We start from the raw sequence: 23165 nt of genomic DNA on the forward strand, positions 1-23165 counted from the left end.
TGATTCGATGAATATGTTACTTGGAGATTATTATGGCAAGACAGGAAATTAACTTAGGTACAGCGCCTACAGGCGCCGGTGGTGATACCACCCGGAGCGCCGCCGCTAAAATGAATGCAATGTCGACGGAGATTTATGCTGCCCTCGGCGGAACGAATGGAACTCTCCCGTCCGCCTTACCAATCTCTAAGGGTGGCACTGGCGTGACTGATGGCCGCGCTATATTCACTGAGGTAGGCGTGCAGGCGGCGTCAGGCCGGTACAACATTCAGGGCTTGTATATGGGCTGGAATGCTGCCGGGCTGGGGGAGGGGCATTTCATTGTAAACAAAGGTAATGGTGACGGCGGCTTCTCCTGGCGCTCAGTAAACGCCGGCAATACTGCCGGTGGCCCAACCATGACCTACTCATATGCTGGGATATTGAGCGTTCCCACTATATCTGCAACGGGTGTGGCGGTAGGTACGTTAGCTGTAACGAACGAGGTTTCAGTAGAGCTTCCGGTTCGTGGAATTCGTTGCCGCACTGGTTTGAACGGGGCTTACACAGCGAACTCTTATAACTTCAACTGGACCGGCTCAAACGTTGACGTGTACATCGGCGCAACGTACGTGGGCACCATGACACTGTTCGGCTCTGACTACCGCTTCAAAAAATACATCAAGGACGCGCCGCAGGCATCTTACCTGGACCGTATCGACGCTTACCGGATCGTCACCTACCAGCGCAAAAATTTCGGCGATGTTTTCAAGGGAGATAACGTCGTTTACCAAGGCCTGATCGCGCACGAGGCGCAGGAAGTCAATCCGCTTGCCGTCACCGGCGAAAAAGATGGGATTGGCGACGACGGCCAACCCCGCGTTCAGCAACTCGAACCGATGGCGTTGATCACGGACTTGATGGGGGCTGTCAAAGAATTGCGCGCAGAACTCGCTGCGTTGAAGGCTGCACAGGCTTAAGCAGAGCCCCCCACAAAGAAGCCCACCGATACCGCCTTGAGCGGTTTTTTTTCGCCTGGAGAAAAGCTATGCCGATCACCGAGCAGCAGTTGCTGCAAATCCTCCCGAACGCCGGCCGCCAAACCGGCGTTTTCGTTCCTGTGTTGAACACGGCCATGGGCCGCTATGGCATCGTCGGCAAGTTGCGCCTGGCCGCGTTTATCGCCCAGGTCGGGCATGAATCGGGGCAACTGCGTTACGTGCGCGAGGTCTGGGGACCCACAGCCCAGCAGGCCGGCTATGAAGGTCGCGCCGATCTGGGCAACACCGTTAAGGGGGACGGTTCTAAGTACCGTGGCCGCGGCCTGATCCAGATCACCGGCCGGGCCAACTATGCCGCGTGCGGTGAAGCGATGGGCCTGGAGCTGATCAACGAGCCCGAACTGCTCGAACTGCCCCAGCACGCGGCGATGTCTGCGGCCTGGTTCTGGTCCACCAAGGGGCTCAACACGCTGGCGGATCAGGGTGAATTCACGAAGATCACCCGCCGCATTAACGGTGGGCTCAACGGCCTGGAAGATCGCCTGCAGTTGTGGGAGCGGGCTAAGAAGGTGCTGGCGTGACGCCGGTGCAGAAGCTGGCGAGCCTGGTGCTGCTGATCCTGGCGCTGATGGCCGGCGCCGCGGGCGTGACCTGGCAGGTGCAGGACTGGCGCATGGGAGAGAAGCTCGCCGAGCAGGCCGGCCTGCACAAGGATGATTTGGCAACGATCAGCAATGCCGCAGCGGCCCAGGCCCGCGCCGAACAGGACAAACGCTTGGCCATCGAGCAGGATCTCGCGGCCCAGGATCAACAACACACTCGAGAACTATCCGATGCTCAACGCAACCAGGCTCTTTTGCGCGACCGCCTTGCCACTGCTGATGTGCGGCTGTCGGTCCTCCTTGCCGATGATCCAGCCAGTGGCTGTAACGTGCCTACCGCCGCCGGCGCCGTCGGCGTGGTTCATGCAGCCCGTCGAGCCCAACTTGACCCAGCGCATGCGCAACGAATTATCGCCATCACCGACGATGGGGACAACGGACTGATCGCGCTGCGCGCGTGCCAGGCATATCTCAGGGCGATAGCCGATTAAATTAAATGGCAGGGCTGACGGTGGGTTTGGTATTTAAATTCTGAAACGACCGACCATCTGATTGAGTGATATTGCAAGTCTCGAAAGCTCGTTACTTGCTAGAAGAGTCTGATGGGTTCCTTCGCTACTTTGAACGCTGAGTTCTCTAATGCTTATGAGAGCTCTATCTACCTCTCTTGCTACATGAGCCTGCTCTTCCGATGCAGTCGCGATCTGCTGATTCCGATCATCGATCAGCTGAACAGCTGATGTGATAGCTTTGAGCGACTGGCCAGCCTCATCAGCCGTTTGCCTAGTGCTATGCGCCTCATGGGTGCTACTAATCATCGATTCTACAGCTTGCGCACTACCTGCCTGAATGCTTGAAATCATTTGTTCGATTTCCTGAGTTGCAGTTTGGGTTCGATGAGCAAGAGCTCTAACTTCATCCGCAACCACTGCGAATCCTCTTCCTTGTTCACCTGCTCTAGCAGCTTCAATAGCAGCGTTTAGCGCTAGGAGGTTGGTTTGCTCCGCGATTGCTCGAATTACACTTAAAACTGTACTTATTTCTTGCGTTTGTCCAGCTAGCAGTTGTACTTGTTCCGACGTGATCTCAATTCTGTCCGTTAAGCTGCGCATTGCTTTGAGTGTTTCACCAACTTTATTGTTTCCTGCCGCTGCAGCTTTGTTGGATTCACGAGCTGATTCTGATGTGGAAATAGCGTTGCGAGCAACCTCATCAACCGCGGCGCTCATCTCGGTCACCGCAGTTGCAGCCTGTTCGATTTCACTATTTTGCTGCTGAAGGGTAAAGCTTGCGCCTTCTGTTATCGAGCTCATCTCAACTGCGGCAGTGCTAAGCTGCGTGGCAGCCTCAGATATCTCGCTGATGGTATCACGCAAGGTTCCTTGCATTGTATTGAGCGCTCGCATTAACCTTGCGGACTCATCATTTCCGGTTACCTCAAGAACAAGCCTAAGGTCGCCTGCTGCTATCTCTTCTGCCATCTTTACAGAGGAGTTCATAGGGCGAACTATACTTCGAGTAAGTGCAATTGCAAGAAATATGGTAAGAACTAATGAAGCACCAATCACTGAGTCGACAATTGTAATGCTGTTTGAGTATACAGCCGTCGCTGTAGTCCCTGCTGTAGCTGCTCCTTTGACGTTGTGATCTCTCAATGCTGTAAGCTTAGCCTGGTAATCGTTGGCGCGATCACGCTGTTCAGTATTTGCAAATTGAACGGCTTTCTCATGCTGCGTGCCATCTAATTCGAGTATGGTTTTGAGCCCGTCTATATATTTCTCCATCGTCGTAGCGGCTTCATTAAATTTCGCTCGTTCGTCTTCATCGGATATTAAATTGTTTCGATAGTATTCGGTTTGCTTATTAAGTATATTCTGCGCGTCCTGAAGATGCTCTGAAGCTGTCGCTTTTTCTTCTAGGCTCGAAGTGGCTAGTAAGCGAATGCTCTCTAAACGGGCGCCCAAAAGTGCAATCTGTATATCGTCAGCAGTCTGTATGCTTGCGAGCCAATTATTTTCAATGTCCTGCTCTGTTCCTCTCAATTTTCCGAGCTGTACGTACGAAAAGGCTCCAAGTGCAATTACAAGCATAGTGATAAGGCCGAAGCAGAGAGCGGATCTGGGAGCGATATTAATGGAACGTAGATTCATGGTGACTCCATAGGGAAAAAACCAGCGACGCTGCCAGTATTATTTATCTATCGGCCTTAACCTCTGACAGATCAATCAAAAATTTCTATCGAATGACCCGTTATGTCTGCAGCTGAGCGTGCTTGGAGTCTATGGAGCTCTCAAAACGCCAATTTTACGGCAGATGGATTGCGAAAAGTGAATCGGGAAAATCTGCGAGGGCATCAAGTGACGCTGCGTGGAACCTTTCAGTGTAGTACAGGGGGCTATTTCAGAATATTGGTGAGTGCTTACGACACCTTCACCCACTAATACTAGTCAACCTTAGTCTCCGGTATCCAAGTTGTATTGCATGGATTGGTAGTTGTGGAGATTATTCACTTCACCTGTCGACGAGTGTGCATATTCTGTCAGGGCCCATCAGTGCATGCGTCAATCGCGAGCAGCAGCGGTTGGCGCCCCTCAGCGTCGGCTTTGGCCCACACAGTCCACGCCACCCGTACTATCACCAGTCACGCTCCGGTGTTACAAGTCGGTGTTTATGGTGTGGCCATCAGCGAGTTAACCTGTGCTACCTTCTGGCGGACAAGCCGAAGCGGCGTGGGCTCTGTGCATCGCTGAAGCGTATCGCGTTAGTCGCTGCAATCATCTATGTCAAAGGTAGAGCTTTGATAGCTGAATGGAAAGTCGGCCTCAGGCAGGGTATACCCTACCCCCGCAGTAGCTCTTCGTAAGTCCATCGATCACGTAAAAAGGAAATTACGCCGTGTCACTTACTTTCGATTCCGAAACTCAACAAGCACTTGAGCAACTCCTGTTAACCGCTCAGAAGGACACCAGGCAGGGCCGTACGGTAGCCAGTTTTCTGTTCACCTTGTGGAACGCGGGAAGACATGTTCGCTCCGCCGTTACCGAGGTGTGGGGACTTGATCCAGAGATCGTCCGAGCATGTGCCCAGGTCTTTACGTGGCTGAACGATAACAAAGTCTTCCCCGAGGAATTTGGTTGCCCGAATACGAATGGCGACGCTGACCAGCGCATGGCGAGGTGGAGTATGATCCTAAATCCAGATCTACCGCCGGCAGTGGCCGACACAACGACGGCCGATTTTGCACTCGGACTGTGGAATGATAAGTGGCTTATGAGTGACGAAGCCGTGCGCTGCAGCTACTGCCTTGCCACACAACTGCCCAGCAATGCTCAAATTCCGATGGTCCATTCCGATGGCTGTGAAATTGGCAACATACAATATCCGTTGCGGGATTTGGCAAACATTCTGAGGGCTGTGTCGGAGGATTCTCCATGAGTGGCATTCTCCCAGTCAGGCGTTAACAATAATCCACTTATAAAAAGGGGCTGCACGTATTGACTTGACGGGGGCGTTTTTTATTGGTATAGGCAGCCAGGCAGCCCTAGACTGCGTTACCAGTTTCGCATAACCGCTTCAACGTGCAGTCCATCTACAAAGGCAACAATAATTATGTACGCGCCCCTCACTCATCCACTAGCCATCGATAACGCCCAGCAATTTTTCAACGACCTCATGACCCTAGCAGACCCCGAGTACATCTTATTTAGAGTGCGTCACCACGTAGAGGCGTTCCGGATCCAGTCCTTGACTGAGCGGGCGCCGCCCAGTCTGTATAACCAGTTGATTGGTTTTTTGGACGGTTTGATCGCCGGCGAGGTCTTATCCCCAGAGCACGGGCGGGAATTCCATTACCGTCTTATTAAAGGGTTCGAGTCCGCATGGATGAATACATAAAGGTTCAGTGTCCTGTTTCTAGCCCACTGTCGCCCGACTTGTGTGCTGATTTCGCTTTAGGCCTGTTGAATGAGCGATGGATCATGAGCGAGGAAGCGGTACGCTGCCGTTTATGCCTGGCCACGCAATGGCCGAGTAATGCTCATGACCCGGTGCGACACTGCGCAGGCTGCGAGCTGATTCAAGCTCAGTACCCGTTGCGCGAATTGGCCACAATATTAGCCGAAGTGCAGGGAGTTGCGAGATGAACGTCAGCCAGCAGTTGGACGCGATAAGCCTACCGGCTGGGCTTCGCACCAAGATGCAAAACCACCTGTCACGCCAGGCGCGTGCTGAGGATTTGCAAGCCCTGAAGCTGGCCCTGGCGCGCGCTAAAGGTTTTGTCGAAGGGGTAGATGCAGCCCATGCGCTGACCCCGGCGACCATCGAGGCGCTGTTTATTGCGGTCGAGGACGCAGCTGCCGCGCGGTACCGGGAACTGACCGCTTGATCGAGGAGGCTTCACCCGACACGCTAAAGTTCTTGTCAGTGAACACGTGATGCGTGAGGTGGTGGTTGGAAGCATTGCCGGCAAAGATAGTAAGCGGACGCTTTCGATTCGTCTGGGCGATACCTCGGCGCGGCTTGTACCGATGCGCTCTGTACGAGAACCATTGCGTACCTGATCAAGCCCCACTGCAGTGGTCCGTTGCGCCAGTCATGGGGCTTTAAGGCGTCAAGTGTAAAACTGGCGTCGGCGGAAGCTTTAGTGCCAGCTGTAGCACGCCCACCGCGTCCGGCCCATCCTCGTTAATCCATTCCCCATGGTGCTAGAGGATCATGTTGCCGGTTGCTTTTCCCATCCGTTCGGCGATCCATTCAGGGTGCCTGTGGCGTGGCCGAACTGGGCCGCCAGCGCTGTCCCTGATCAGACGGAAAGCGCCGGGGGCGTGGTGGTAGCGTCTTTACAGTCGCCATCGCGACAAGCGCAGCCGCTGTTGATGGGTGCGATTGCCCGGTGCGGACAGATCGCACGAAAGAACCGTCCATGGGCTACTTTCTCGACGCGCGCATTGATCGGTGCGGCCCTGACCTTGGCCCAGTGTGGCCGCCGACCTCAGCGCACCATGTCGGCGTGCAGCAGATCACCCTGTAGGTGGAGCAGGGCGACTTGGGTTGTGGGGGCTACGTTGTAACGCTCCACTGGCAATTCACCGACAGAGTTAGCCAGAGCGTTAGGCATGCTCAACGCTGCCACGAAGTCGTGAATTCCCCGGTACTGGGTAAGTCTTCCGCACATGATGCTCTCCGCTTGTCGGACCTGCTGAACAGTTGGGCGCTGGCCAATCTCTACACTGTAGACACTGGCCTCGAGTATTCGTCATGACGATCCACAGCGAGCAAATCAACGCAATGCAGGCGTGGTTCGCCTTGCGCAATGAACCCGACTTCATATCGGCGACAGCTGAAGATCGTTACGAGAGGCGCCTGTCCCTGGCTGACGATATGAAAGAGCGCGGCGTAATCGACAGCGGTGAGTGGCGGGAACTCACAGAAGAGGCTGTCGCCGCTTACGCAGATGAGTTTGTCTGACGGGGCCGCTTGTCAGATATCTCTTACGCCAAATTGACCGCAAGCCATCTGCGTTATTAACTGTACATTCGTACAGTGTATGTAAAAGGCTGCATCATGAGCTTCGCAATTTTAGGTCCTATCGCCGAGGGCGGCACGAAGCTGCCCTTTTGCTCTTTTCGGGTACCAGCTGGCTTTCCATCGCCGGCGGCCGACCATATTGAGCAGAACATCTCATTGGATGAGGTCTTAAATATCAGGGCGCCGCACGTCTATCTGATCGCCATCACTGGCGAGAGCATGCAGGGCGCGGGAATTTTTGAGGGTGACCTGGCGGTTGTGGACCGGTCTATTGAGCCGGCACACGGGCATGTAGTGGTGGCGCTGCTGAATAATGAACCCATCTGCAAACGTCTGTGTAAGCGCGGGAGAGAGGTGATCCTTCTGTCGGAGAACCCGAAATACCCGGCGCGGTACATTCTGGAGGGCGACGAGCTGTCGATTTGGGGCGTGATCACCAGCACCGTACGCAGCCATGTCTGAACAGACACCTGTCTTTGCGCTGATTGACTGCAACAGCTTTTATGCAAGCTGCGAGCGTGTGTTCCGCCCTGACTTGGCAAAGGTGCCAATCGTGGTGCTAAGCAACAACGACGGCTGTGTCATCGCCCGAAGCTACGACGCGAAGCCTTTCATCAAGATGGGCGAGCCGTATTTCCAGATCAAGCACAAGCTCAAGCAGCACGGCATTGTCTCGTTTTCATCAAATTATGCCCTGTACGGGGACATGAGTGAGCGGGTCATGACGCTGATCGAGAGCATGGTGCCCGCCGTCGAGATCTACAGCATTGATGAGGCCTTCGCCGACCTGAGCGGTATTGCCAGCCTGGATGTCCTCGGACGCCAGATCCGCGCACGGGTCTTTCAGTGTACCGGAATCCCGGTGGGCGTCGGAATCGCCCACACAAAGACCCTGGCCAAGCTGGCCAACCACACAGCGAAGCGCCTGCAGGCCCAGACCGGCGGTGTAGTGAATATCACTGACCCGGTAAAGCGTGACTGGGTATTGCGCAACACCGACGTCTCAGAGGTGTGGGGTGTCGGCCGGAAGATGAAGCTTCACCTGGACACGATGGGCATCAAGACAGCGATGGATCTGGCCAAGGCCGACCCCTGGACGCTTCGCAAAAAATTCAGCGTGGTCATCGAGAAGACCGCCCGCGAACTGGCCGGCACCTCATGCCTGGAACTGGACGAGCCCGACCCACCCAAGCAGGAAATCTGTTGTAGCCGGATGTTCGGAAAGCGCCTTACCGAGTTGCCGCCGATCAAGGAGGCGGTGGCCACCTACATGATGCGCGCCTCTGAAAAGCTGCGAGCTCAAAACTCGCTGTGCAAAAAGGTCCGTGTCTGCATCCGCACAGGCATGTTCAACCCCGAAGAAGCCAAGTATGCCAATGGGGTAGTGGTGGATATGCCGTATCCAACTGACGACGTGCGCCTGCTGACAAAGGCTGCAGTTGACGCCCTTGACCGGATTTTTCGACCTGGCTTCAAGTACAGTAAAGCCGAGGTGATGTTGCTCAACCTTTGCCAGCCAGGTGAATACACGGACGATCTATTCGCGGTGTCTCAGCCAGTCGAGGCCACCAGAGTGATGACCGTGCTGGACCAGATCAATGACAGGTGGGGAAGGGGGACGCTGCGATCGGCCAGTGTACCGACAAACCCCGACTGGGGGATGCGCCGGGACATGATGAGCCAGAGCTACACTACGAAGCTCGATCAGCTGTGGTCGGTTGCTTGCAAGTAGTGAAGCGCTCAGCGTCAGATCAACTTCACTCGGGCGACATAAGGACCGCCAGGGTCAGCTTGATGAACTTCTCGTTGTCATCAATGGTGTCCAGAGCTCCGCGCACGTTCTCGGCTACCTCGGCGGAGCCACGCTGCTCGATCCAGTTCGATATCTCCATGATGGAAGCCTCAAGGGCCAGCTGGTTTTCGTAGAGCTTGGACAGAAGAGAGGGGAGCAGGTCTGAGTTGGGCATGTCTGGTTCTCCTAAGAAGGAATAAGAGTACCAGTCAGAAGGTATTTGAGAAGTGAGGCCGAAGCATCTAATTAAAGGTGCGCAGGAATCAGCGAAGAGAAATAATGTTCTTAGCTAGTGACAGGATACCCTGTACACCGCTCGTGCTGGCCGCCATTACCGATACCATTGCTGCCCATACTGTCTCAAAAAAACATGCAACATAAGTGATGACATTGCTTTTTGTACGACGTTGAGATTTATTATTCATAAGTACCCCCTTTTTTGTTGATTTAAAGCTCTGTTCTGATTTTTTTTGCACTAAAACGCTGATGAAACGCAAAAAACTAAGAAACAGTAGGGGGAACAGCAAGGCACTGAGATTCGAACTCAGAAACACACTAGCTAAAAACACTAATCTATAAAATCATCTCATAAAAAAACGGCCTGTCAAGTTTTTGTTGACCTGGGTGGTCTGGAGTGCTAGCTGGGTTTTTTATGGGGCAATTTGCTTAGAAAAGCAGTTCCTAAACTAAAAAAGTACCCCAGGTGGAATGCGCCTTCAAGCCTTATCAATTGCTTCGAGAAAAGGAACTCTGCAGGCCCTCAAGGCGTCAGCCCGTCTTTATATACGTAGCGGTCTTGAAAACCGGCGAACGTTAATAGCGTTCCCAGGGTTCGAATCCCTGGTTTCCCGCCAAGATTTACACAAAAGCCTCGCGAAAGCGGGGCTTTTGCGTTTCCGGGGTTTGAGAATCAAGCAGCCTAGCTACTGATCGTTTTCGCATCATTTCAGGCGGTTTCCGCAACTCATTGCAAATTGCGGTCAGCGTGTTGGCTTAACGATCTGCCCGACGCGCTGATAAACCATCTCTGTTATTCGCTTGTCCGTGTGCCCGAGCAGGTGGCTGGCGTCGCACTGCTTTAATTTACCTTTCAGGCCCGGCAGTCAAATGCTGGGCCCATCCGCCGCATCGGCATCAGCGCACTCATTCGGCTGTTCGACGCGCGGCGATCACGACGTAGCGGGCTGTCACCGATCTTCGAATGCATGGCGATTCTAGGCAGGAACTAAAGCCCTCGCTTACCATTTGTGGCTTACCGCTAACATTTGGGGGGAGAGTGGGGGACGTGCAAGATCAGCACAAAAAGTTTGATTGACAGTCTTGCAGTGTTGATCTTCAAGCGCTGGATCAGAATGGAGCAGTTATGAATCGAGTATGGAAGATCTCAGCACTTGTCTGGTTGGGGCTCTTAAGCGCCTGCACGATCACCGGGCCAACATTTACACCTCTTGAAAACGTGGATTCACAACAGGGTGTCATCTATGTCTACAGGCCCAGTAACTACGACATGGGCTTAATGTCTGCCTTGATTTCTTTGGATGGCAAGCACGTAGCGTCTCTGGAGAACGGTGGTTACATAGCCGTACCTGTTACACCAGGTGAGCACAGGGTCACTCAGAAATGGAAAGCTGGAATCCTGGGGAATTCTGATCTTGAGGGCGGCACCACCGCCGTTGTCATCGACGTTAAAAGCTCAGATGCCTCGTACATCAGCCTCACGTCCAGCAGCGCCAGAGTGCGTGTAAACCAATCAAACGCTGTCAAGCTGCATTGGCAGCTTAATAAAATCTCTGCAGACCAGGCGTTGCCCGAGATTTCTGAATGTAGGAAGGTTGAGGCGATCTAGTTCCAATCGGGTCGCAATATCAACAGCCAAATTGCGCGCAAAGAAAAGCCCGCGATGGGGATCAGCGGGCTTAAAGGGATGTTCACCAGGAGCTTGGGTTAACCATAGGCGCTCGACTGTGAAAAGTTTGTGAGTGTCTGGCGAGGTCACTGCCTGGATTGCGATATAACGGCAATGGCGTCCACCTAAAATCCGTGGGCAGCCATGCCAAGGGCTTCAGGCGGCCTCCAGTGCAACACCGCGCCGTGATGACATAAAGGCGTTATTCTGGGTACAGGCGACGCAGCGTGGCGCCGCCGCTTCGCTTGTATCTGCCGGTTAGCATCAGGAGATCCTGTGTCCACTTCCAAACTGACTTCGCACGTCTTCAGCACGCCCCGTCATACGACGCACTATGTGGCGTCGGGGCCTGCCGAGGGGCCATTGATGATGTTCCTGCACGGCTGGCCGGAGCTCGGTCTGATCTGGCGCGCGCAGATGGAAGCGTTCGCTGCCCAGGGCTGGCACTGCGTTGCACCCGACATGCGCGGCTATGGTGGCTCTTCTGTGCCGGCGGACACCCGCGCGTACACCATTGAAAACATCGTGGCGGACATGGCAGAGCTTCATGACCATCTCGGTGGAATGCCCGCCATTTGGGTGGGCCACGATTGGGGCAGCGTTGTGACGGGTGAATTGGTCGCTCATCAGCCCCAACGCAGCCGCGGCGTTGTGCTGATTTCGGTCCCGTACTTCCCCACCACCAACGCGCTGCCGACGCTCGTCCCGCTGGTTGACCGGACAATCTATCCGGCAGACGAGTATCCAGACGGTCAATGGGACTACTACCGCTATTACAACACGCACTTCGCGTCCGCCGTTGCCGACCTTGATGCCGATAAAGCCGCATCACTGGCTTCGATCTATCGACGAGGCGACCCTGCGAGCATCACTAAAGTCGCATCAAACGCCCAAGTCACCAGCAAAGGAGGGCGGTTTGGCGCAGCGCACCGAGCCCCGCCCACCCAGCCTGACCCCGCGCTCTGGCCGCAGACGGACTTCGCAGCACTGGTGCGCAGTTTTGAGGAGCATGGTTTCCGCGCGCCCTGCGCGTGGTATTTGAACGACGATGCCAACATCGCTTATGCCCATCGAGCGCCCAATGGCGGCAGCCTGTCCCTGCCCGTACTGTTTGTGAACGGCGACTACGACCCGATGAATACCATCAAGGGTAATCAGCTGGGCGAGCCAATGCGTGCGGCCTGCGCAGACCTCACTGTGACGAGCTTATCTGGCGGGCATTGGTTGCCGGTGGAGTGCAAGAACGAACTTGTTGAGGCAATCAGTACCTGGCTTCAACGCAGAAACTTACGATGAATATCGAGACATTGACGTTGCGGTGCGCCGGCTAAGGTTTGTGAACGTTTCGGCATGGCTCGTGAACACGGCCATGATCACCGGCCGGTTATTGACAGGCCTCACTACCCGGCAAACTGCGCGTCTGCCGGGCTTGAAGAGCGTTTAAGGCATCAAGACCGAGTCGACAACGTGGATCACGCCGTTGGACTGCATCACGTCTGCGATGCTGATACTTGCCTTACCGCCTTTGGCATCTATCACCCAAAGCTTGCCGTCGTGCAGCTTGATATTCAGCGACTCACCTTGAACTGTTTTCAGCATAACGGTGCCGCCGTTCTTTTTGGCGTCGGCCTTAAGTTGTGCCGATGTATGAGTGCCGGGTACGACATGGTAGGTCAGGATTTTAGTCAGGTCGGCTTTGTGTTCAGGCTTGACCAGCGTATCGACGGTGCCTGCGGGCAGCTTGGCAAAGGCTTCGTTTGTCGGCGCGAATACGGTGAATGGGCCTTTGCTATTAAGCGTATCAACCAACCCGGCAGCCTTGACTGCTGCAACCAGCGTTGTGTGGTCCTTTGAATTGACCGCGTTTTCCACGATGGTTTTACTGGGGTACATCGCTGCGCCTCCGACCATCACAGAGTCGGCGGCGAAGCTTGCGGTTGCAGTTACGGAGAGAATAGCGAAGCAGGCTGCTGCAGCAATTTTTTTGTAAAAGGCGTGCATGGTGTATCTCCTTGGCTCGTATGCCCTCCGAGTGAGGGTATTGAATCTACGCGCCAGCGATCAAAGTGGATGCACCCGTTCATACAATATTCTTGTGAGCGTCTCGCGTGTTCGCTCAAGTTTCTTCCTGACGTGGCAGCTAATGGCCGAAGACTTCAAGGTTTGAATGCCGAACGAATATTTTCCGCTGTAGTACAACCCTCGCCAGGAGCGCGTGTTTTGAGATTACAAAACCGACTTTTCTGAGCGGAACAAGGTTTCTATAAGGACCTTGGCTGGGCGTAAAACACACTCAGTAGTTGGCTTTTCTGTAGCGCTGCTCGCCGATAGGGTTTGGCGCGCTCACCCGGTCGAATCCGGCGGGGGGCAGGGGCGCCTGCAGCGTGTCGACCCGTTGCGCACCCTACGCAGGTGGTGCCCGACAGATGCGTTTTTACCCAGTACCTGCCCATCCAACTGCGCCATGAAAAGGCATGAGAACTGCTGTCAGGCCGTTCCCGCACTCTTGTACTGCGCTGCCAACCGCTACATAATCCCACCGCTGAGGTTGATGTCTTTAGCAGCAAGGACGAAGACTGTGCCGCTTATGAGTCGTGCATTTTTCGAGCTGCGCCGATTGCACTGCCAAGCATTTATATATTGAAGAAATCAACGCTACACACATTGACGCCCCTCAGGAAAAAACATGTACAAGATGATTGCGGCACTGAGCTTTCTCGCTATAACTTCAGCGACAATGACTGGATGCAATGAAAAGGAAGGAAGCAAGGAAAACGCGGCAGCTACCAAAACCACTTATAACCCATCTGATAAATGCGCCATTGACACCATCGCCGGAAAGACCGGTGCAAGTATTTACGTTCCGCGCAGCGTTGTTCAATTCAACGGCTGGGCTTTCGATAGCGTGAACCAAAGTGCTTCGAAGGAAATCAAACTTCGCCTGAACGGTTATAAGGGCGATCCTGTCGCATTCAAGGATCATACTGTTATTGATCGGCCGGACGTGGCAAAGGCATTCAACAATCAGAAGCTCTTGAAGTCAGGTTTCTCCTTCAATGCTGATTTGTCTTCGTTGGAACCAGGTGGCTACAGCATCTCCATTGAGATCCCTGGAGAGAACTCCTCTCTGCTATGCCAATCCAAGGTCTTGCTTGTAATCGAATAACCCCAACATTCGCTGCCAGCCTCGAAGCCACTTCAAATGAAGCCGTTCAAATGAAGTCGCGAGCATGAGCGTTGAGGCTCGCAGCGCTTGATCTAAAAGTCTTCAGCCGATTGAAAAGCTGAATTCAGCACGACAAAAATGCCCTACTGGTACGCGTAATATTGCTCACTTAAGCGCAGCAATCCTACGATCCCGCCTCGGACGGTCCTTCAGAAGCGTCCCGCTTACACCGACCCACAGCCTTCACCATTTGCAAAAATAGTATTGCTGCGGTTTCAAAGTGCATGAGAAAGGCTCTTGCTTGACTCACACAAAAGCCCCGTTAAAGCGGGGCTTCTGCATTTCTGGGATAAAAGACGCTCGACGCAGGAGCCTCCGATTATTTCTTTTTACTTGAACAAACCACCGATGGCATTGATCGCATCCGCGGCCTTGTTCATGTTTTGTTGGCGTTGAGGGTGGGTGTCCACCTGCGCCTGAGCGTTGTAGTTGGAATTACTGCAGCTTTTGTTGGTTTGCGTCAACGCTGCCTGGAAGGCCGTCGCGCGCAAGGTGTCACCCTTGGCATTGGCCGCATTTATGTTTGCCTGCAGGTCGCGGATCTGTTGCTGGCAGGAGGCGTTAGTGGTGTTGAGGGTGTTGCTGTTGCTGGCGCCGCCCAGGGCAGACGACAGGGCGCCCGTCAGGGCGGTTAGGTCGGCAGCGTGGGTGGGCAGGGTAAGCAGGCTGAGCAGGGTGGCGGCTGGCGCGAGTTTGGAAAGACGCATGGCAAACCTCAATGTTTGATTGCCTGCGCTCAAGTGGGGACCCGAGCTGGCGCAGAACAATATCCGTATAGAGGTGAGCGCTCGGGTGGAACGAAATATAGGTTGGTCAATTATTGACCTTCAATATCGGCGTTGCATAAATGTGAGTTGTTTCACGTTGTGCGTCGCCATCGCTGGCGGCCCACCAGGTTTAAAGCGGCTCTACCTGCGTGCGGTAGTAAACATCCAAAGCTGAAAGCCTGAATGCCGAGCGCTGATCGGCACCATTCGTCTAATGCTTTGCACTCTGAATGCTGCGCCGTCTCTCAAGCTTAAGTGCGCATTTCCCGTGCGCCAAAGCGGAGAGTCAACATGGAAATCAACGAGAAGGCGCCAGGAAACCTTTCCCAACAAGCCGTGACGCGCGGCACAGACAACGAAACGGGCCACGATCCGCGCCAAGATGAGGGCGCGCTCCCATTGCCGCCTGACGACGACGCGCCGCTGGAAGAGGATATGTCGGATGTGGACGCGGCTGATTCAGTCGCGAGTGAACACCCCGATAATTGATCATTTCACTTCAGCGAACCCGGCCACTGCGCCGGGTTTTTTATTGCCTGCAGAACGTGATCACCCATGCAACCCGTCTAGATCAATGGTTTTAAGCCGACTCGGGGTTGCCAGGCGTGGTTTTGGCGATTAACCTGAAAATGTTCGAATTGTTACGAATAATTTCGGGTGCGACCGATTTCGGTTTGCACGACTTCAGGATGAGGAACGAAAAATGTTTTCACACGAAGGTCCCGCACTAGAGCTGTTACTGTTCATTTTTGGCTTGGCTGGCCTGCTTCTGGTCGTCTGGTTCTGTCATCACCAATACGAGCGAAAAACCGGGAAGGGCGTTAAAAAACAACAAAATCGTAACGAAAGCCGCTCGAACTAGGGTGATCAACGCGGTGCCAGCGGTCGGCCATTAAGCCTGACCGCCGGCAAAATGCAGCGTTACGCGACGGTGCAAATCCAGCGGTGGTTCTGCCGATACGGCGCGCGGGTGAAGTGCACATCTGAAACCAGATTCAGGCCGCGCTCCTGAAGCGCTTCGGTCAATGCTACGAGTGTCTCTGCTTGGATAGTCATTGCTGTTACCTCGTCAGATTTACTGCGTTCATAGTTCTTGACCGGGCGGGCAACTGACTAATTCAAATTATCTATGCGCGTGCTTAACCTCTTGCGCTGGGTGGCGATTGGTTCAGCGTCATCGCTCATTCATCCAGTTCAGTAAACAGGTTAAATGGAGCAAAAAAACCGCGCAGCCAGTGCTGTGGTACGACGATAAGGCGAGTATCCAATGAGAATCGCAGACAAAGAAAAGCCCACGATGGGGGCGCGGGCTTAAAGGTGTTCACTTAGGAGCTGAGTTGAGCCTATGCGCCCGACTGTGAAAACCGTGTGAAATGCGCTCCTCGGTTAGGCTTTTTTGCACCTTGGCGGCGTGCTCACGTACTGTGCGGCTTCCTTAACCAAACTTTGCGGTGGTGTTTGCATGTCAGATGAAGTGCGGCTTGTCGTCATTATCAATACGCAGCCCGGCAAGGGCGCCGAGCAACGTGCAGCGTTCGCCAAACTGGCCCCATTGGTCAGGGCTGAGCAGGGCTGTCTGCAGTACGATTTGCACCCCGTGGTCGGCAACCCCGACAGTTTTGTCTTGATCGAAAAGTGGGCTTCGAAGGACGCCCTGACCGCCCACCATGAGGCCGCTCATATGGTTGAAGCAGCCAGGCACAATCCGTCTTTTCGCGCCGGCCCCGCGACCGTTCTGCTGTTAGAGGATGCGCTCTAGCCTCATAGCTGCACCCGCCGCAGCCTGCCACTGAGCGGCGCCACAGTGCCGTCGGGTGTCGGCAGCGGTCGGCCCGTCAAGCCCATGCCTTCGCTCACCACTACCGCGTCCTGCATCACACACAGGTTGGACGGCGTATCCAGCCCGCGCGCGAGCACTTCAACTGTCGCGTTGCGCAGGTCACAGCGCAACAGTCGCCCGGTAAAGCGGGTAAAGCCTCCGTGCAGCGGCTCGCCGTTCCAGTCCGGCAGCAAGGGCTGTTGCAGATGGCTGCACAGCTCCAGCACCAGCAGATTGCCTTGCGGGCACAGCGCCAGCCCGGTGGGCAGTTGCAGGCCGCGAATCACCACTTCGATTTGCCCACTGGCCGGGTGCACTCGAATCACTTGCCCGGCGTAGTCGGCAAAGTCGATGCCTTTGCGCGCGGGGTCGCCGTGCAATTCCCCGGAGAACAGGCTGATCAACACGGCGTCTGTGTGCGGCTCGTACACCAGGGTGACAGGAACAGCTTCCTGATCCTCATCCAGAACGGGCAATTGCGCGAGCACACGTTCTTGCTCGCCGTGGCTGAACTCCACCAGTTGATTGGTATCCGGTTTCACCGCCAGCCAACTGCGTCGCGTCGGGTGGTAGCACAGCGCGTTCAGGTTGCCACGGCTGTGGAACACCGGCTCGGGCGGGCTGTATTGCAGGTCGAGCAGTCTGGAACCGCCGACGTAATCGGTTTGGCTGGCCAGGCAACGTCCGTCACCACAGGCGATGTCGGACAGGCCCATGATTTCATCGCGTAGCATGCGCGCCTGCAGGTTCATGCTGCGAAAACCCTGTGCGAGCACTTCGCCGGGCAGATAGGCCCCAGGCCTCAGTGGGTCGGGCTGCAGCCGACTGATGCGACTGCTGAACGGCTGGTCCGCCACGCCTGAGCCGGCTTCGGCCAGCCATAGGCTGCCATCGGCTTGCAGGCACATGCCACGCGGGTTGAGCAGGCCTTCGGCGATAACGCTGCTCGGGCGCAGGGCTTCGATGGGCTGTGCGGGAATATGAAGTGTCATAGCGTTCGCTTCCTATTGCGGTGGCTGCCACGGGCTGCCGGTGAGATAGGCCCGCAGCAGTGCGCGCTGGGCGGGGGACATCGAGCGCACCACCGGCATGAACAGCGTGGTGCCTTTGTAGGCGTCCGAGGTGCGCGCAAGGATCGCGTTCTTCGCGCCCATGATCGCGTCAGGCTGGTTCAACGGCACGTAGCGCGACATGGCGGGGAAGGCCAGGTAGTGAAAGCGCAGCACATTCGGGTACACCTGTTGCCAGGTAATGACGCTGCCCCTGGCGATGCCAAAGTCGGTCTGAGCGTATTTTCGGAAGTTGGTGAAAAAGGCGCCGTTGTCCACGCCATTGGCCGTGTAGGTCAGGGCCACGAAGCCCGCCTGGGCGGCGCTGCCGGTTTTGAGCGTAACGGGAAAACTCACCGTCTGTTGGCCAGCATTCACCGTCAGCGAGGTCGGAAAGTTGAGAAAGTCCGTGTATTGCTTCTGCTCGTAGACGCCCGGCGCACTCGCTGCGAGGCTGACTTTGGTGGCGCCGGGCACCGGCCCGCCCAGGTAGCGAACCTGCAAGGTGATCGTCAGGCCGTTGGGGTAATCCTCCAGGTACACGTTGCGCTGATCCGCATACACCCGATAGGTCGACTCGGTCGCCTGCAACTGAGTCCCGGCCACCTGGCCAGGGGCGTTGATCGCCAACGGCGTGGTCCTGACGGCCTGCTGCTGGCTGGTGGTCAGCGCCACATCGACGATGCCGCCATACACGTAGTAATTGACCAGCGGGCTGGCAGTCGGGTTGAGGGTGATCAGCGGCGCGGCACCGGCCGAAATGGTCACCGGCCCATAATTCGCATTCGGCCCGATCGGGCTGGTGATGTCGTCCCGTACCGCGCGGAAGGTTTGCTTGGGAATCACGTTGACCATGTCCAGGCTCAACAGCCCGTTATTGCCCAGCGCCGCATAGGCGGCGTTGTTCGTGGCCGCGTTGACCAATTGCCGCCCCGGCTGGCAGCTCAGCGGCTCGCCGGCAAACGCCGGGGCCAGCGTACCGATGACCCGGCCAATGCTCGGGTTGGGCGTGTATTTACCGGCAGCATAATCGGCATCGAGCTGCGCGGTGGTCATCTGCGGGCACATCTCGAACATCACGAAACGCAGGACGATGCCCGTCGCGCCCGGCGCCTGGATGATCGCCTTGAGGCCGCTGCTGTTCGGGTTCCAGCTGACGATACTGTTCAGCGGGAACGTCAGCTGGAACGTGCCGCTGGCGTGGAACGAACCCGGAGCGTCCATCTTTGCCGGCTCGAGCACGCGCCCGGTCACGTCGAAACTGCTGCACACCGCATTGCAGCGAATCAGCAGCTGGATATTGTCGTTGCTGCCGATTTGCAGGCCGCCGACAAAAATCTGCGTGGTGGTCGAGGCGCTGGGGTCCAGATCCACCATCATCGGCCCGGACACCGGTGCCTGGCCGCTCACCGGGTCCACCGAACCGAGCAGGTACACCGGCTGACCGACCTGGTCACCCGTGGTGCTGATATTGCCGGGGCTGCCTTGGGAACTGATCAAGGCGTTCTGCATGTCCACCACGTGCTGGCCGTAGTGGTTCCAGCCGCCGGCGGTGTAGTAGTTACCGTCGGGCGCGTTGATCATGCTGTTCAACTGGTCATCGGTGTAAGACTGCGCGCCGGGTGCCAGGGTCGACGTGGTCAGATCGAAGAGCGGCCATTGCTTGTTGCCATTAAAAGGAATGGTCGGCGAGTTGTTCGGCAAGCTCACGTCCGTGCGGATGCCGCCCCAGAAATTCAGTCGTGGTCCGTTGAGGATGCTCATGGTCTATTCCTTGCCCGTGGCGTGTGGGGTGATGGGGCTGTTGGCAAATTTGAACAGGTAGGAGAAGTCGGACTTGAACGGGCTCTTCACCGGTGTCGCCATCGAATGGCAGTTCATGCAACTGCTGGTGGGCTGGATATAGCTTTCCATGGTCACGTTGGCCGACAGCGCCGGGGTCGGCTGGCCCAGTGGGTTGCCTGGGTTGTTCGGCATCAGCGGGCGTTGGGTGGTGATCAACTGGTAGTACTTCAACACGCTGCGTTGCAGGCCTGGATCGTTGCGGTAATTGTTGTTGACCCAGCTCGTCACATCCGCAATGGGCGTCACGCGGTTCAGCGGGTTGGGCGTCTGGAACGTGGTGCCGGGCTTGGGCACGCAGACCAGCTGGGCGCCTTGTGTTTGCCAATTGCAGGGTGACTGATTCAGCGCGGCGGCGGGCGCGGCCGCATTGAAGTAGGAATAGGCCGTGCCGGGCGCCGGTTGATCGACCCATTGACCGTTGACTTTGGCTTTGGGCGGCACGTTCTCGACCTGCTCGAAGGTGGACCAGATCCACTGCGGGTACCCGTTGACCTTGGTGATGATGTGCAAGCCCACCAGGCCCAGGTACGCCTCGCCGACGCCAATGCGTTGCCCCTGGCTGTTGAACCGCGCCACGCGGGCAAACTGCGTGAGGTAATGGCTGGCATTGTCACGGGCGGTGAGCACGCGCCAGCTGGATTTGACCTCGATCACGCCATTGGGGAAGTTGATGGTATTGGCCCTGGACACCACATTCGCGTTGTAGAAGTTATTGCCGACGATGTAGTTGTAGGACGCCTGGTTGGCCGAAATATCGTAGTAGGTCGGGTTGCCTGCCTGATCGATCAACCAGCCGCCCACCGCCTGGTCGATGGAGTTGACCAGTGAGCTGTTTTTCAGCGCTGCGATGTTGATGATGCCCAGGCTTCTGGCGGTCAGCGGGCTATTCCACGGCCCGGGGTTGGCGGCCCCCGGCAGGAAAATTTCGCTGACGGTCTTGTAGGTCTGCCACACGGTGTAGCCGGGGTCGCCGGGTTGTTTGCTGCAGTTGGGCGCGCCGCGCTGCCCGTCCTGTGCCGGCCAGTTCAAGGCAACAAAAAGCTGCCAGCTGTATTGATCGAACTGGTCCTGGCTGGCAGTGGCCGCGGGCGCGCTCGTGGGCGGCTGGCAATTGAGTTGCGTGGCCAATGCCGAGGGCTTGCCGCTGTCGTCCCTGGCAAAGGCGCCGGGGCTGAGCAGCATCAGCAATAGCAACAGTCGGCTCAAGAGGCTGGCGTTCATAACACACTCCTTTGAAAACCGGGTGACAGGGGCGTCACCCGGTGGTCCTGTGCGTGGCTTACGCGTAGTCGTTCATGCTCAGCGGGACGGGCGGATAGTTACGCTTCACCAACGCCTGCGCCCACAGTTCCAGCACGGCGCGACGGCTTTGCGGCATGTCCCGCGTGATGGGCATCGCCAGCGTGCTTTCCTCCTGATAGGCCTTGCTGATCAACACGATCAGTTGGTCGACGGCGCCCTCGATGCGCGTCAGGTTATTGAGCGGCATGTACTTGCTCATGATCGGGTAGAGGTAATAGAACGGCTGCAGGATGAACGGGTAGATGAAGGTCTCCCAGATCAGTTGGCCGGCATTTTCACGCTGATAAATCAGGTTCCACGCGTTGACGAAATCCTGCTGCATCTGCGGTTCCAGCGGCAGCACACGCAGCGGCGCGAGAAAATCGGTAAAGGCCTGGTTGAGCGGAAAGCTGAAAGGAATCTCCGGTTCCTGCTGGCCGTCCTGGACAAAGAAACGCAAGGTCGGAAAGCCCGGCGCCTGGGCCGTGACCGTCAGGTTGGCGATGCCATTGGCGTCGGTCTGGATCTTGGTCAGGCTAAATTGCACCGGGCTGTTCAGCGGGTCTTGCAACGTGCGTTGCAGGGTGATCGGGTTGGCGAACGTCAGCGTCGGGCTTAGGGCGACAGCGGCGGGCGTCGGCAGGAATTGCTGGTAGGTCACCGGCACGGTTTGATCGGCGGGCACCGCCAGCCGGGTTGCCATGAGCTGGCGGCCCGTGCCTTCAGTGATCTGGCCGGCCAAGGTCTTCGCACCGACGAATTGCGGCAGGCAGGGGCTGTTGTTGGCCGGGTTCTGCGGGTCGTTGTTGAACAGCGAAAAGTCCGCTGCGTTACTGAACGCCAGGTAGTAATCGGTGGTGCACAGCATGTAGGCATTACCGTATTCGGCCACCCACAACGTGGTGCCGGCCGGTGCGGGCTGGCCGTCGTATTGCACCATCACCTGCAACGTCTTGGTGTCGCCCACGTCGATAAAGCTGGCGCTCTCTACCACCTCGGCGGTCCACAATTGCTGGGTCGCGGCGATGACCGGCGTGGTGCCTTGCTGTTGCAGTTCCAGCGTGCCGGATTGCAGCTGAGCCTGGGCCTCGACGGTGAGCGGCAGGTCGAGGATGCCGGCGCGCTTGTCGAACGCCAATTGCTGGTAATCGTCATAGCCAAAGCTGGCCAATGGGCTGAATTGCGTGCCTTGGCGGATACCGATCTGGTAGTTGCCGGCCTGGTACTTGGCCGCGACCGGAATGTCGGCTTTGCTGTCGATGGGGTAGAACGGAAAGGCGTTGCCCAGGTCCAGCGACAAGGTATTGCCATGGGCCTGGGCCGAGATCACGCCCAGTTGAACCTGGCTGGTGGTGCCCGGTGAGGTTTTGTAGATCGCCACCTTGGCGGCCGGCACCAGGCGCCTGCCTGCCGGCGCGGTGGGAAATTCATCCTCAAACCACAACCCCAGGCTGCCGACGGTACGGCTATAGGCCGGGTTGAAGAAAATATCCCCGACGTTATCCAGCGCCTGTTGATACATGGCCTGTACCTTGGCCTGGGCTTCGGGCGTGGCGCTGTGGGTGTTGATGGGTGGGTAGTTGTTGAAGACGCCGTTCTTGTCGTAGCAGGTCAGGTAGGTGGTAAAGCGGAACATCAGCCCCTTGGCCTGTTGTTGCGCCATCTGCGCCTGCAGGTTTTGCAGCAAGGCCGAGTTGCCGATCACCCACTCCAGGTTTTCTTTCGCAAAGCAGGTCTGCCAGGTGGTGGTCACGTACGCCAGGCCGCCGAGGTTGGCCCAGTTGAAATTGAGGAAACGGTCGAGCATGCGATGCTCGCGGTTGAGCGTCAGGCCGCATTGCGCATTGCCCAGCACCAGCTTGTCGAAGTACAGCGCGGTGAAAGTGTTCTGCCACGGGCTCACGTCGACAAAACGCGCCGGCGACGTCGGCGCGCCGCCAAACGGATTGCCGAGCAGCTGATAACTTTGATTGATCAGCGGGTCCTGGCTGACGTAACCACCGTCGGGTAATTCGCCGCCGGTGATCACCGACTGGGTCTGGTTGTAGCTCACGGTGCCGCAGGCGTTATCGCCGAACAGGTTCCACTCGCCGGGAATCATGGGGGATGCCAACTGCCCGGCATTGCCCGGCACCTGCATCACGTAGTCCGGTACGGCGGCTGGCGCCAGTGGCGCGATGGTCCACGGCAGCAGTTGGCTGGCAGCGTTCAGCGGCGTGATCTTGAAGGCTTCCAGGAACCGCCAGTTCATCTGCATTTTGACCGCATCGTAGAGCGGGTACATGTCGTTGTTGTTGGCGGTCGGCGGGTTCCAGAACATATGGCCGCCCAGGTAGATACGCGGGAAATTCAATACGCTCATGTGAGGCTCC

The 23165-nt window shown here is 56.5% G+C and carries 23 protein-coding genes and 2 pseudogenes; 13 read left to right on the forward strand and 12 right to left on the reverse strand.

Annotated features, from left to right (window positions below; translation table 11 throughout):
• The first annotated feature begins 32 nt into the window (after nt 1-32).
• From ACM530_RS22855 to ACM530_RS22865, 3 genes are all read left to right on the forward strand, one after another.
• Nucleotides 33-959, forward strand: a complete 927-nt coding sequence (locus tag ACM530_RS22855) for a tail fiber domain-containing protein (RefSeq protein ID WP_242198610.1) — start codon at nt 33-35, stop codon at nt 957-959.
• 68 nt (nt 960-1027) lie between these two features.
• Nucleotides 1028-1561, forward strand: coding sequence for a glycoside hydrolase family 19 protein (locus ACM530_RS22860; protein WP_369301027.1), 534 nt, complete (start codon nt 1028-1030; stop codon nt 1559-1561).
• Nucleotides 1558-2073 carry a lysis system i-spanin subunit Rz gene (locus ACM530_RS22865; protein ID WP_242198606.1) on the forward strand — a complete coding sequence of 172 codons (516 nt, stop codon included), beginning with the start codon at nt 1558-1560 and terminating at the stop codon, nt 2071-2073. Before ACM530_RS22860 ends, ACM530_RS22865 begins: the two co-directional genes overlap by 4 nt.
• Before the next feature lie 33 nt (nt 2074-2106).
• Here ACM530_RS22865 and ACM530_RS22870 read toward each other — a convergent pair whose 3' ends face one another.
• Nucleotides 2107-3732 carry a methyl-accepting chemotaxis protein gene (locus ACM530_RS22870; RefSeq protein ID WP_242198604.1) on the reverse strand — a complete coding sequence of 542 codons (1626 nt, stop codon included), beginning with the start codon at nt 3730-3732 and terminating at the stop codon, nt 2107-2109.
• A 745-nt stretch (nt 3733-4477) separates the two neighbouring features.
• On the opposite strand from ACM530_RS22870, the gene ACM530_RS22875 reads away from it, so the two are divergent.
• Together ACM530_RS22875 and ACM530_RS22880 are read left to right on the forward strand one after the other, a co-directional pair.
• Nucleotides 4478-5017: a hypothetical protein gene (locus tag ACM530_RS22875; RefSeq protein WP_242198602.1), complete on the forward strand. Its 540-nt coding sequence runs from the start codon at nt 4478-4480 to the stop codon at nt 5015-5017.
• A gap of 703 nt (nt 5018-5720) precedes the next feature.
• On the forward strand, nt 5721-5966 hold the full coding sequence (locus tag ACM530_RS22880; protein ID WP_242198600.1) for a hypothetical protein: 246 nt from the start codon (nt 5721-5723) through the stop codon (nt 5964-5966).
• A 483-nt stretch (nt 5967-6449) separates the two neighbouring features.
• Here ACM530_RS22880 and ACM530_RS22885 read toward each other — a convergent pair.
• Nucleotides 6450-6755, reverse strand: a pseudogene (locus ACM530_RS22885) (SOS response-associated peptidase family protein); the annotation flags it as partial.
• Nucleotides 6756-6838: 83 nt separating this feature from the next.
• Here ACM530_RS22885 and ACM530_RS22890 point away from each other — a divergent pair.
• From ACM530_RS22890 to umuC, 3 genes are all read left to right on the forward strand, one after another.
• Nucleotides 6839-7048: a hypothetical protein gene (locus ACM530_RS22890; protein ID WP_242198598.1), complete on the forward strand. Its 210-nt coding sequence runs from the start codon at nt 6839-6841 to the stop codon at nt 7046-7048.
• A 96-nt stretch (nt 7049-7144) separates the two neighbouring features.
• The gene (locus ACM530_RS22895) at nt 7145-7570 is read left to right on the forward strand and encodes a LexA family protein (RefSeq protein ID WP_242198595.1); all 426 of its coding nucleotides are present in this window, start codon (nt 7145-7147) and stop codon (nt 7568-7570) included.
• Nucleotides 7563-8840, forward strand: coding sequence for a translesion error-prone DNA polymerase V subunit UmuC (gene umuC, locus ACM530_RS22900; RefSeq protein WP_242198592.1), 1278 nt, complete (start codon nt 7563-7565; stop codon nt 8838-8840). The genes ACM530_RS22895 and umuC overlap by 8 nt, the downstream gene beginning before the upstream one ends.
• 25 nt (nt 8841-8865) lie before the next feature.
• Here umuC and ACM530_RS22905 read toward each other — a convergent pair whose 3' ends face one another.
• From ACM530_RS22905 to ACM530_RS22915, 3 genes and pseudogenes are all read right to left on the reverse strand, one after another.
• Nucleotides 8866-9075, reverse strand: coding sequence for a hypothetical protein (locus ACM530_RS22905; protein WP_145163928.1), 210 nt, complete (start codon nt 9073-9075; stop codon nt 8866-8868).
• An 88-nt stretch (nt 9076-9163) separates the two neighbouring features.
• The gene (locus ACM530_RS22910; RefSeq protein ID WP_218570666.1) at nt 9164-9325 is read right to left on the reverse strand and encodes an L-serine ammonia-lyase, iron-sulfur-dependent, subunit alpha; all 162 of its coding nucleotides are present in this window, start codon (nt 9323-9325) and stop codon (nt 9164-9166) included.
• 555 nt (nt 9326-9880) lie between these two features.
• Nucleotides 9881-9967: pseudogene (locus ACM530_RS22915) on the reverse strand (integrase); the annotation flags it as partial.
• A 296-nt stretch (nt 9968-10263) separates the two neighbouring features.
• On the opposite strand from ACM530_RS22915, the gene ACM530_RS22920 reads away from it, so the two are divergent.
• Complete coding sequence (locus ACM530_RS22920) at nt 10264-10746, forward strand: DUF2846 domain-containing protein (RefSeq protein ID WP_416363222.1); 483 nt, start codon at nt 10264-10266, stop codon at nt 10744-10746.
• 336 nt (nt 10747-11082) lie between these two features.
• The gene (locus tag ACM530_RS22925) at nt 11083-12102 is read left to right on the forward strand and encodes an alpha/beta hydrolase (RefSeq protein ID WP_416363223.1); all 1020 of its coding nucleotides are present in this window, start codon (nt 11083-11085) and stop codon (nt 12100-12102) included.
• A gap of 144 nt (nt 12103-12246) precedes the next feature.
• Here the strand turns inward: ACM530_RS22925 and ACM530_RS22930 are convergent, their stop codons facing one another.
• Complete coding sequence (locus ACM530_RS22930) at nt 12247-12807, reverse strand: fasciclin domain-containing protein (RefSeq protein WP_369303007.1); 561 nt, start codon at nt 12805-12807, stop codon at nt 12247-12249.
• Nucleotides 12808-13492: 685 nt separating this feature from the next.
• Here ACM530_RS22930 and ACM530_RS22935 point away from each other — a divergent pair.
• On the forward strand, nt 13493-13972 hold the full coding sequence (locus tag ACM530_RS22935; protein ID WP_242198585.1) for a hypothetical protein: 480 nt from the start codon (nt 13493-13495) through the stop codon (nt 13970-13972).
• A 389-nt stretch (nt 13973-14361) separates the two neighbouring features.
• On the opposite strand, the gene ACM530_RS22940 is transcribed toward ACM530_RS22935, so the two are convergent.
• Nucleotides 14362-14739, reverse strand: coding sequence for a DUF1090 family protein (locus tag ACM530_RS22940; RefSeq protein WP_416363224.1), 378 nt, complete (start codon nt 14737-14739; stop codon nt 14362-14364).
• 351 nt (nt 14740-15090) lie between these two features.
• On the opposite strand from ACM530_RS22940, the gene ACM530_RS22945 reads away from it, so the two are divergent.
• Nucleotides 15091-15288 carry a hypothetical protein gene (locus ACM530_RS22945; protein WP_145164776.1) on the forward strand — a complete coding sequence of 66 codons (198 nt, stop codon included), beginning with the start codon at nt 15091-15093 and terminating at the stop codon, nt 15286-15288.
• Nucleotides 15289-15720: 432 nt separating this feature from the next.
• Here the strand turns inward: ACM530_RS22945 and ACM530_RS22950 are convergent, their stop codons facing one another.
• Entirely contained in the window at nt 15721-15855 is a 135-nt protein-coding gene (locus tag ACM530_RS22950) for a hypothetical protein (RefSeq protein WP_369303005.1), read from the reverse strand.
• A 406-nt stretch (nt 15856-16261) separates the two neighbouring features.
• On the opposite strand from ACM530_RS22950, the gene ACM530_RS22955 reads away from it, so the two are divergent.
• Nucleotides 16262-16558 carry a putative quinol monooxygenase gene (locus ACM530_RS22955; protein WP_416363225.1) on the forward strand — a complete coding sequence of 99 codons (297 nt, stop codon included), beginning with the start codon at nt 16262-16264 and terminating at the stop codon, nt 16556-16558.
• A 2-nt stretch (nt 16559-16560) separates the two neighbouring features.
• On the opposite strand, the gene ACM530_RS22960 is transcribed toward ACM530_RS22955, so the two are convergent.
• From ACM530_RS22960 to ACM530_RS22975, 4 genes are read right to left on the reverse strand one after another with little or no spacing between them, the layout of a single operon-like run.
• On the reverse strand, nt 16561-17610 hold the full coding sequence (locus ACM530_RS22960) for a hypothetical protein (protein WP_416363226.1): 1050 nt from the start codon (nt 17608-17610) through the stop codon (nt 16561-16563).
• 12 nt (nt 17611-17622) lie between these two features.
• A complete protein-coding gene (locus tag ACM530_RS22965) occupies nt 17623-19431 on the reverse strand; it encodes a hypothetical protein (protein ID WP_416363227.1) in 1809 nt (602 codons plus the stop codon).
• A gap of 3 nt (nt 19432-19434) precedes the next feature.
• Nucleotides 19435-20733 (reverse strand): hypothetical protein, encoded by a 1299-nt coding sequence (locus tag ACM530_RS22970; protein ID WP_369303001.1) that lies wholly within the window; start codon nt 20731-20733, stop codon nt 19435-19437.
• Between the two features lie 58 nt (nt 20734-20791).
• Nucleotides 20792-23155, reverse strand: coding sequence for a hypothetical protein (locus tag ACM530_RS22975; protein ID WP_416363228.1), 2364 nt, complete (start codon nt 23153-23155; stop codon nt 20792-20794).
• Nucleotides 23156-23165 lie beyond the last annotated feature (10 nt).

The organism is Pseudomonas sp. NFX183, from assembly GCF_047943075.1.
In the GTDB taxonomy this organism is placed as follows: domain Bacteria; phylum Pseudomonadota; class Gammaproteobacteria; order Pseudomonadales; family Pseudomonadaceae; genus Aquipseudomonas.

Excerpts from the sequence above, each read along its gene's own strand:
- ACM530_RS22905 (WP_145163928.1), bottom strand. The coding sequence starts at position 9,075 with ATGCCCAACTCAGACCTGCTCCCCTCTCTTCTGTCCAAGCTCTACGAA.
- ACM530_RS22890 (WP_242198598.1), top strand. The coding sequence starts at position 6,839 with ATGACGATCCACAGCGAGCAAATCAACGCAATGCAGGCGTGGTTCGCC.
- ACM530_RS22920 (WP_416363222.1), top strand. The coding sequence starts at position 10,264 with ATGAATCGAGTATGGAAGATCTCAGCACTTGTCTGGTTGGGGCTCTTA.
- ACM530_RS22910 (WP_218570666.1), bottom strand. The coding sequence starts at position 9,325 with ATGAATAATAAATCTCAACGTCGTACAAAAAGCAATGTCATCACTTAT.
- ACM530_RS22895 (WP_242198595.1), top strand. The coding sequence starts at position 7,145 with ATGAGCTTCGCAATTTTAGGTCCTATCGCCGAGGGCGGCACGAAGCTG.
- ACM530_RS22950 (WP_369303005.1), bottom strand. The coding sequence starts at position 15,855 with ATGACTATCCAAGCAGAGACACTCGTAGCATTGACCGAAGCGCTTCAG.
- ACM530_RS22880 (WP_242198600.1), top strand. The coding sequence starts at position 5,721 with ATGAACGTCAGCCAGCAGTTGGACGCGATAAGCCTACCGGCTGGGCTT.
- ACM530_RS22955 (WP_416363225.1), top strand. The coding sequence starts at position 16,262 with ATGTCAGATGAAGTGCGGCTTGTCGTCATTATCAATACGCAGCCCGGC.
- umuC (WP_242198592.1), top strand. The coding sequence starts at position 7,563 with ATGTCTGAACAGACACCTGTCTTTGCGCTGATTGACTGCAACAGCTTT.
- ACM530_RS22855 (WP_242198610.1), top strand. The coding sequence starts at position 33 with ATGGCAAGACAGGAAATTAACTTAGGTACAGCGCCTACAGGCGCCGGT.
- ACM530_RS22940 (WP_416363224.1), bottom strand. The coding sequence starts at position 14,739 with ATGCGTCTTTCCAAACTCGCGCCAGCCGCCACCCTGCTCAGCCTGCTT.
- ACM530_RS22975 (WP_416363228.1), bottom strand. The coding sequence starts at position 23,155 with ATGAGCGTATTGAATTTCCCGCGTATCTACCTGGGCGGCCATATGTTC.
- ACM530_RS22945 (WP_145164776.1), top strand. The coding sequence starts at position 15,091 with ATGGAAATCAACGAGAAGGCGCCAGGAAACCTTTCCCAACAAGCCGTG.
- ACM530_RS22870 (WP_242198604.1), bottom strand. The coding sequence starts at position 3,732 with ATGAATCTACGTTCCATTAATATCGCTCCCAGATCCGCTCTCTGCTTC.
- ACM530_RS22860 (WP_369301027.1), top strand. The coding sequence starts at position 1,028 with ATGCCGATCACCGAGCAGCAGTTGCTGCAAATCCTCCCGAACGCCGGC.
- ACM530_RS22970 (WP_369303001.1), bottom strand. The coding sequence starts at position 20,733 with ATGAACGCCAGCCTCTTGAGCCGACTGTTGCTATTGCTGATGCTGCTC.
- ACM530_RS22965 (WP_416363227.1), bottom strand. The coding sequence starts at position 19,431 with ATGAGCATCCTCAACGGACCACGACTGAATTTCTGGGGCGGCATCCGC.
- ACM530_RS22960 (WP_416363226.1), bottom strand. The coding sequence starts at position 17,610 with ATGACACTTCATATTCCCGCACAGCCCATCGAAGCCCTGCGCCCGAGC.
- ACM530_RS22935 (WP_242198585.1), top strand. The coding sequence starts at position 13,493 with ATGTACAAGATGATTGCGGCACTGAGCTTTCTCGCTATAACTTCAGCG.
- ACM530_RS22930 (WP_369303007.1), bottom strand. The coding sequence starts at position 12,807 with ATGCACGCCTTTTACAAAAAAATTGCTGCAGCAGCCTGCTTCGCTATT.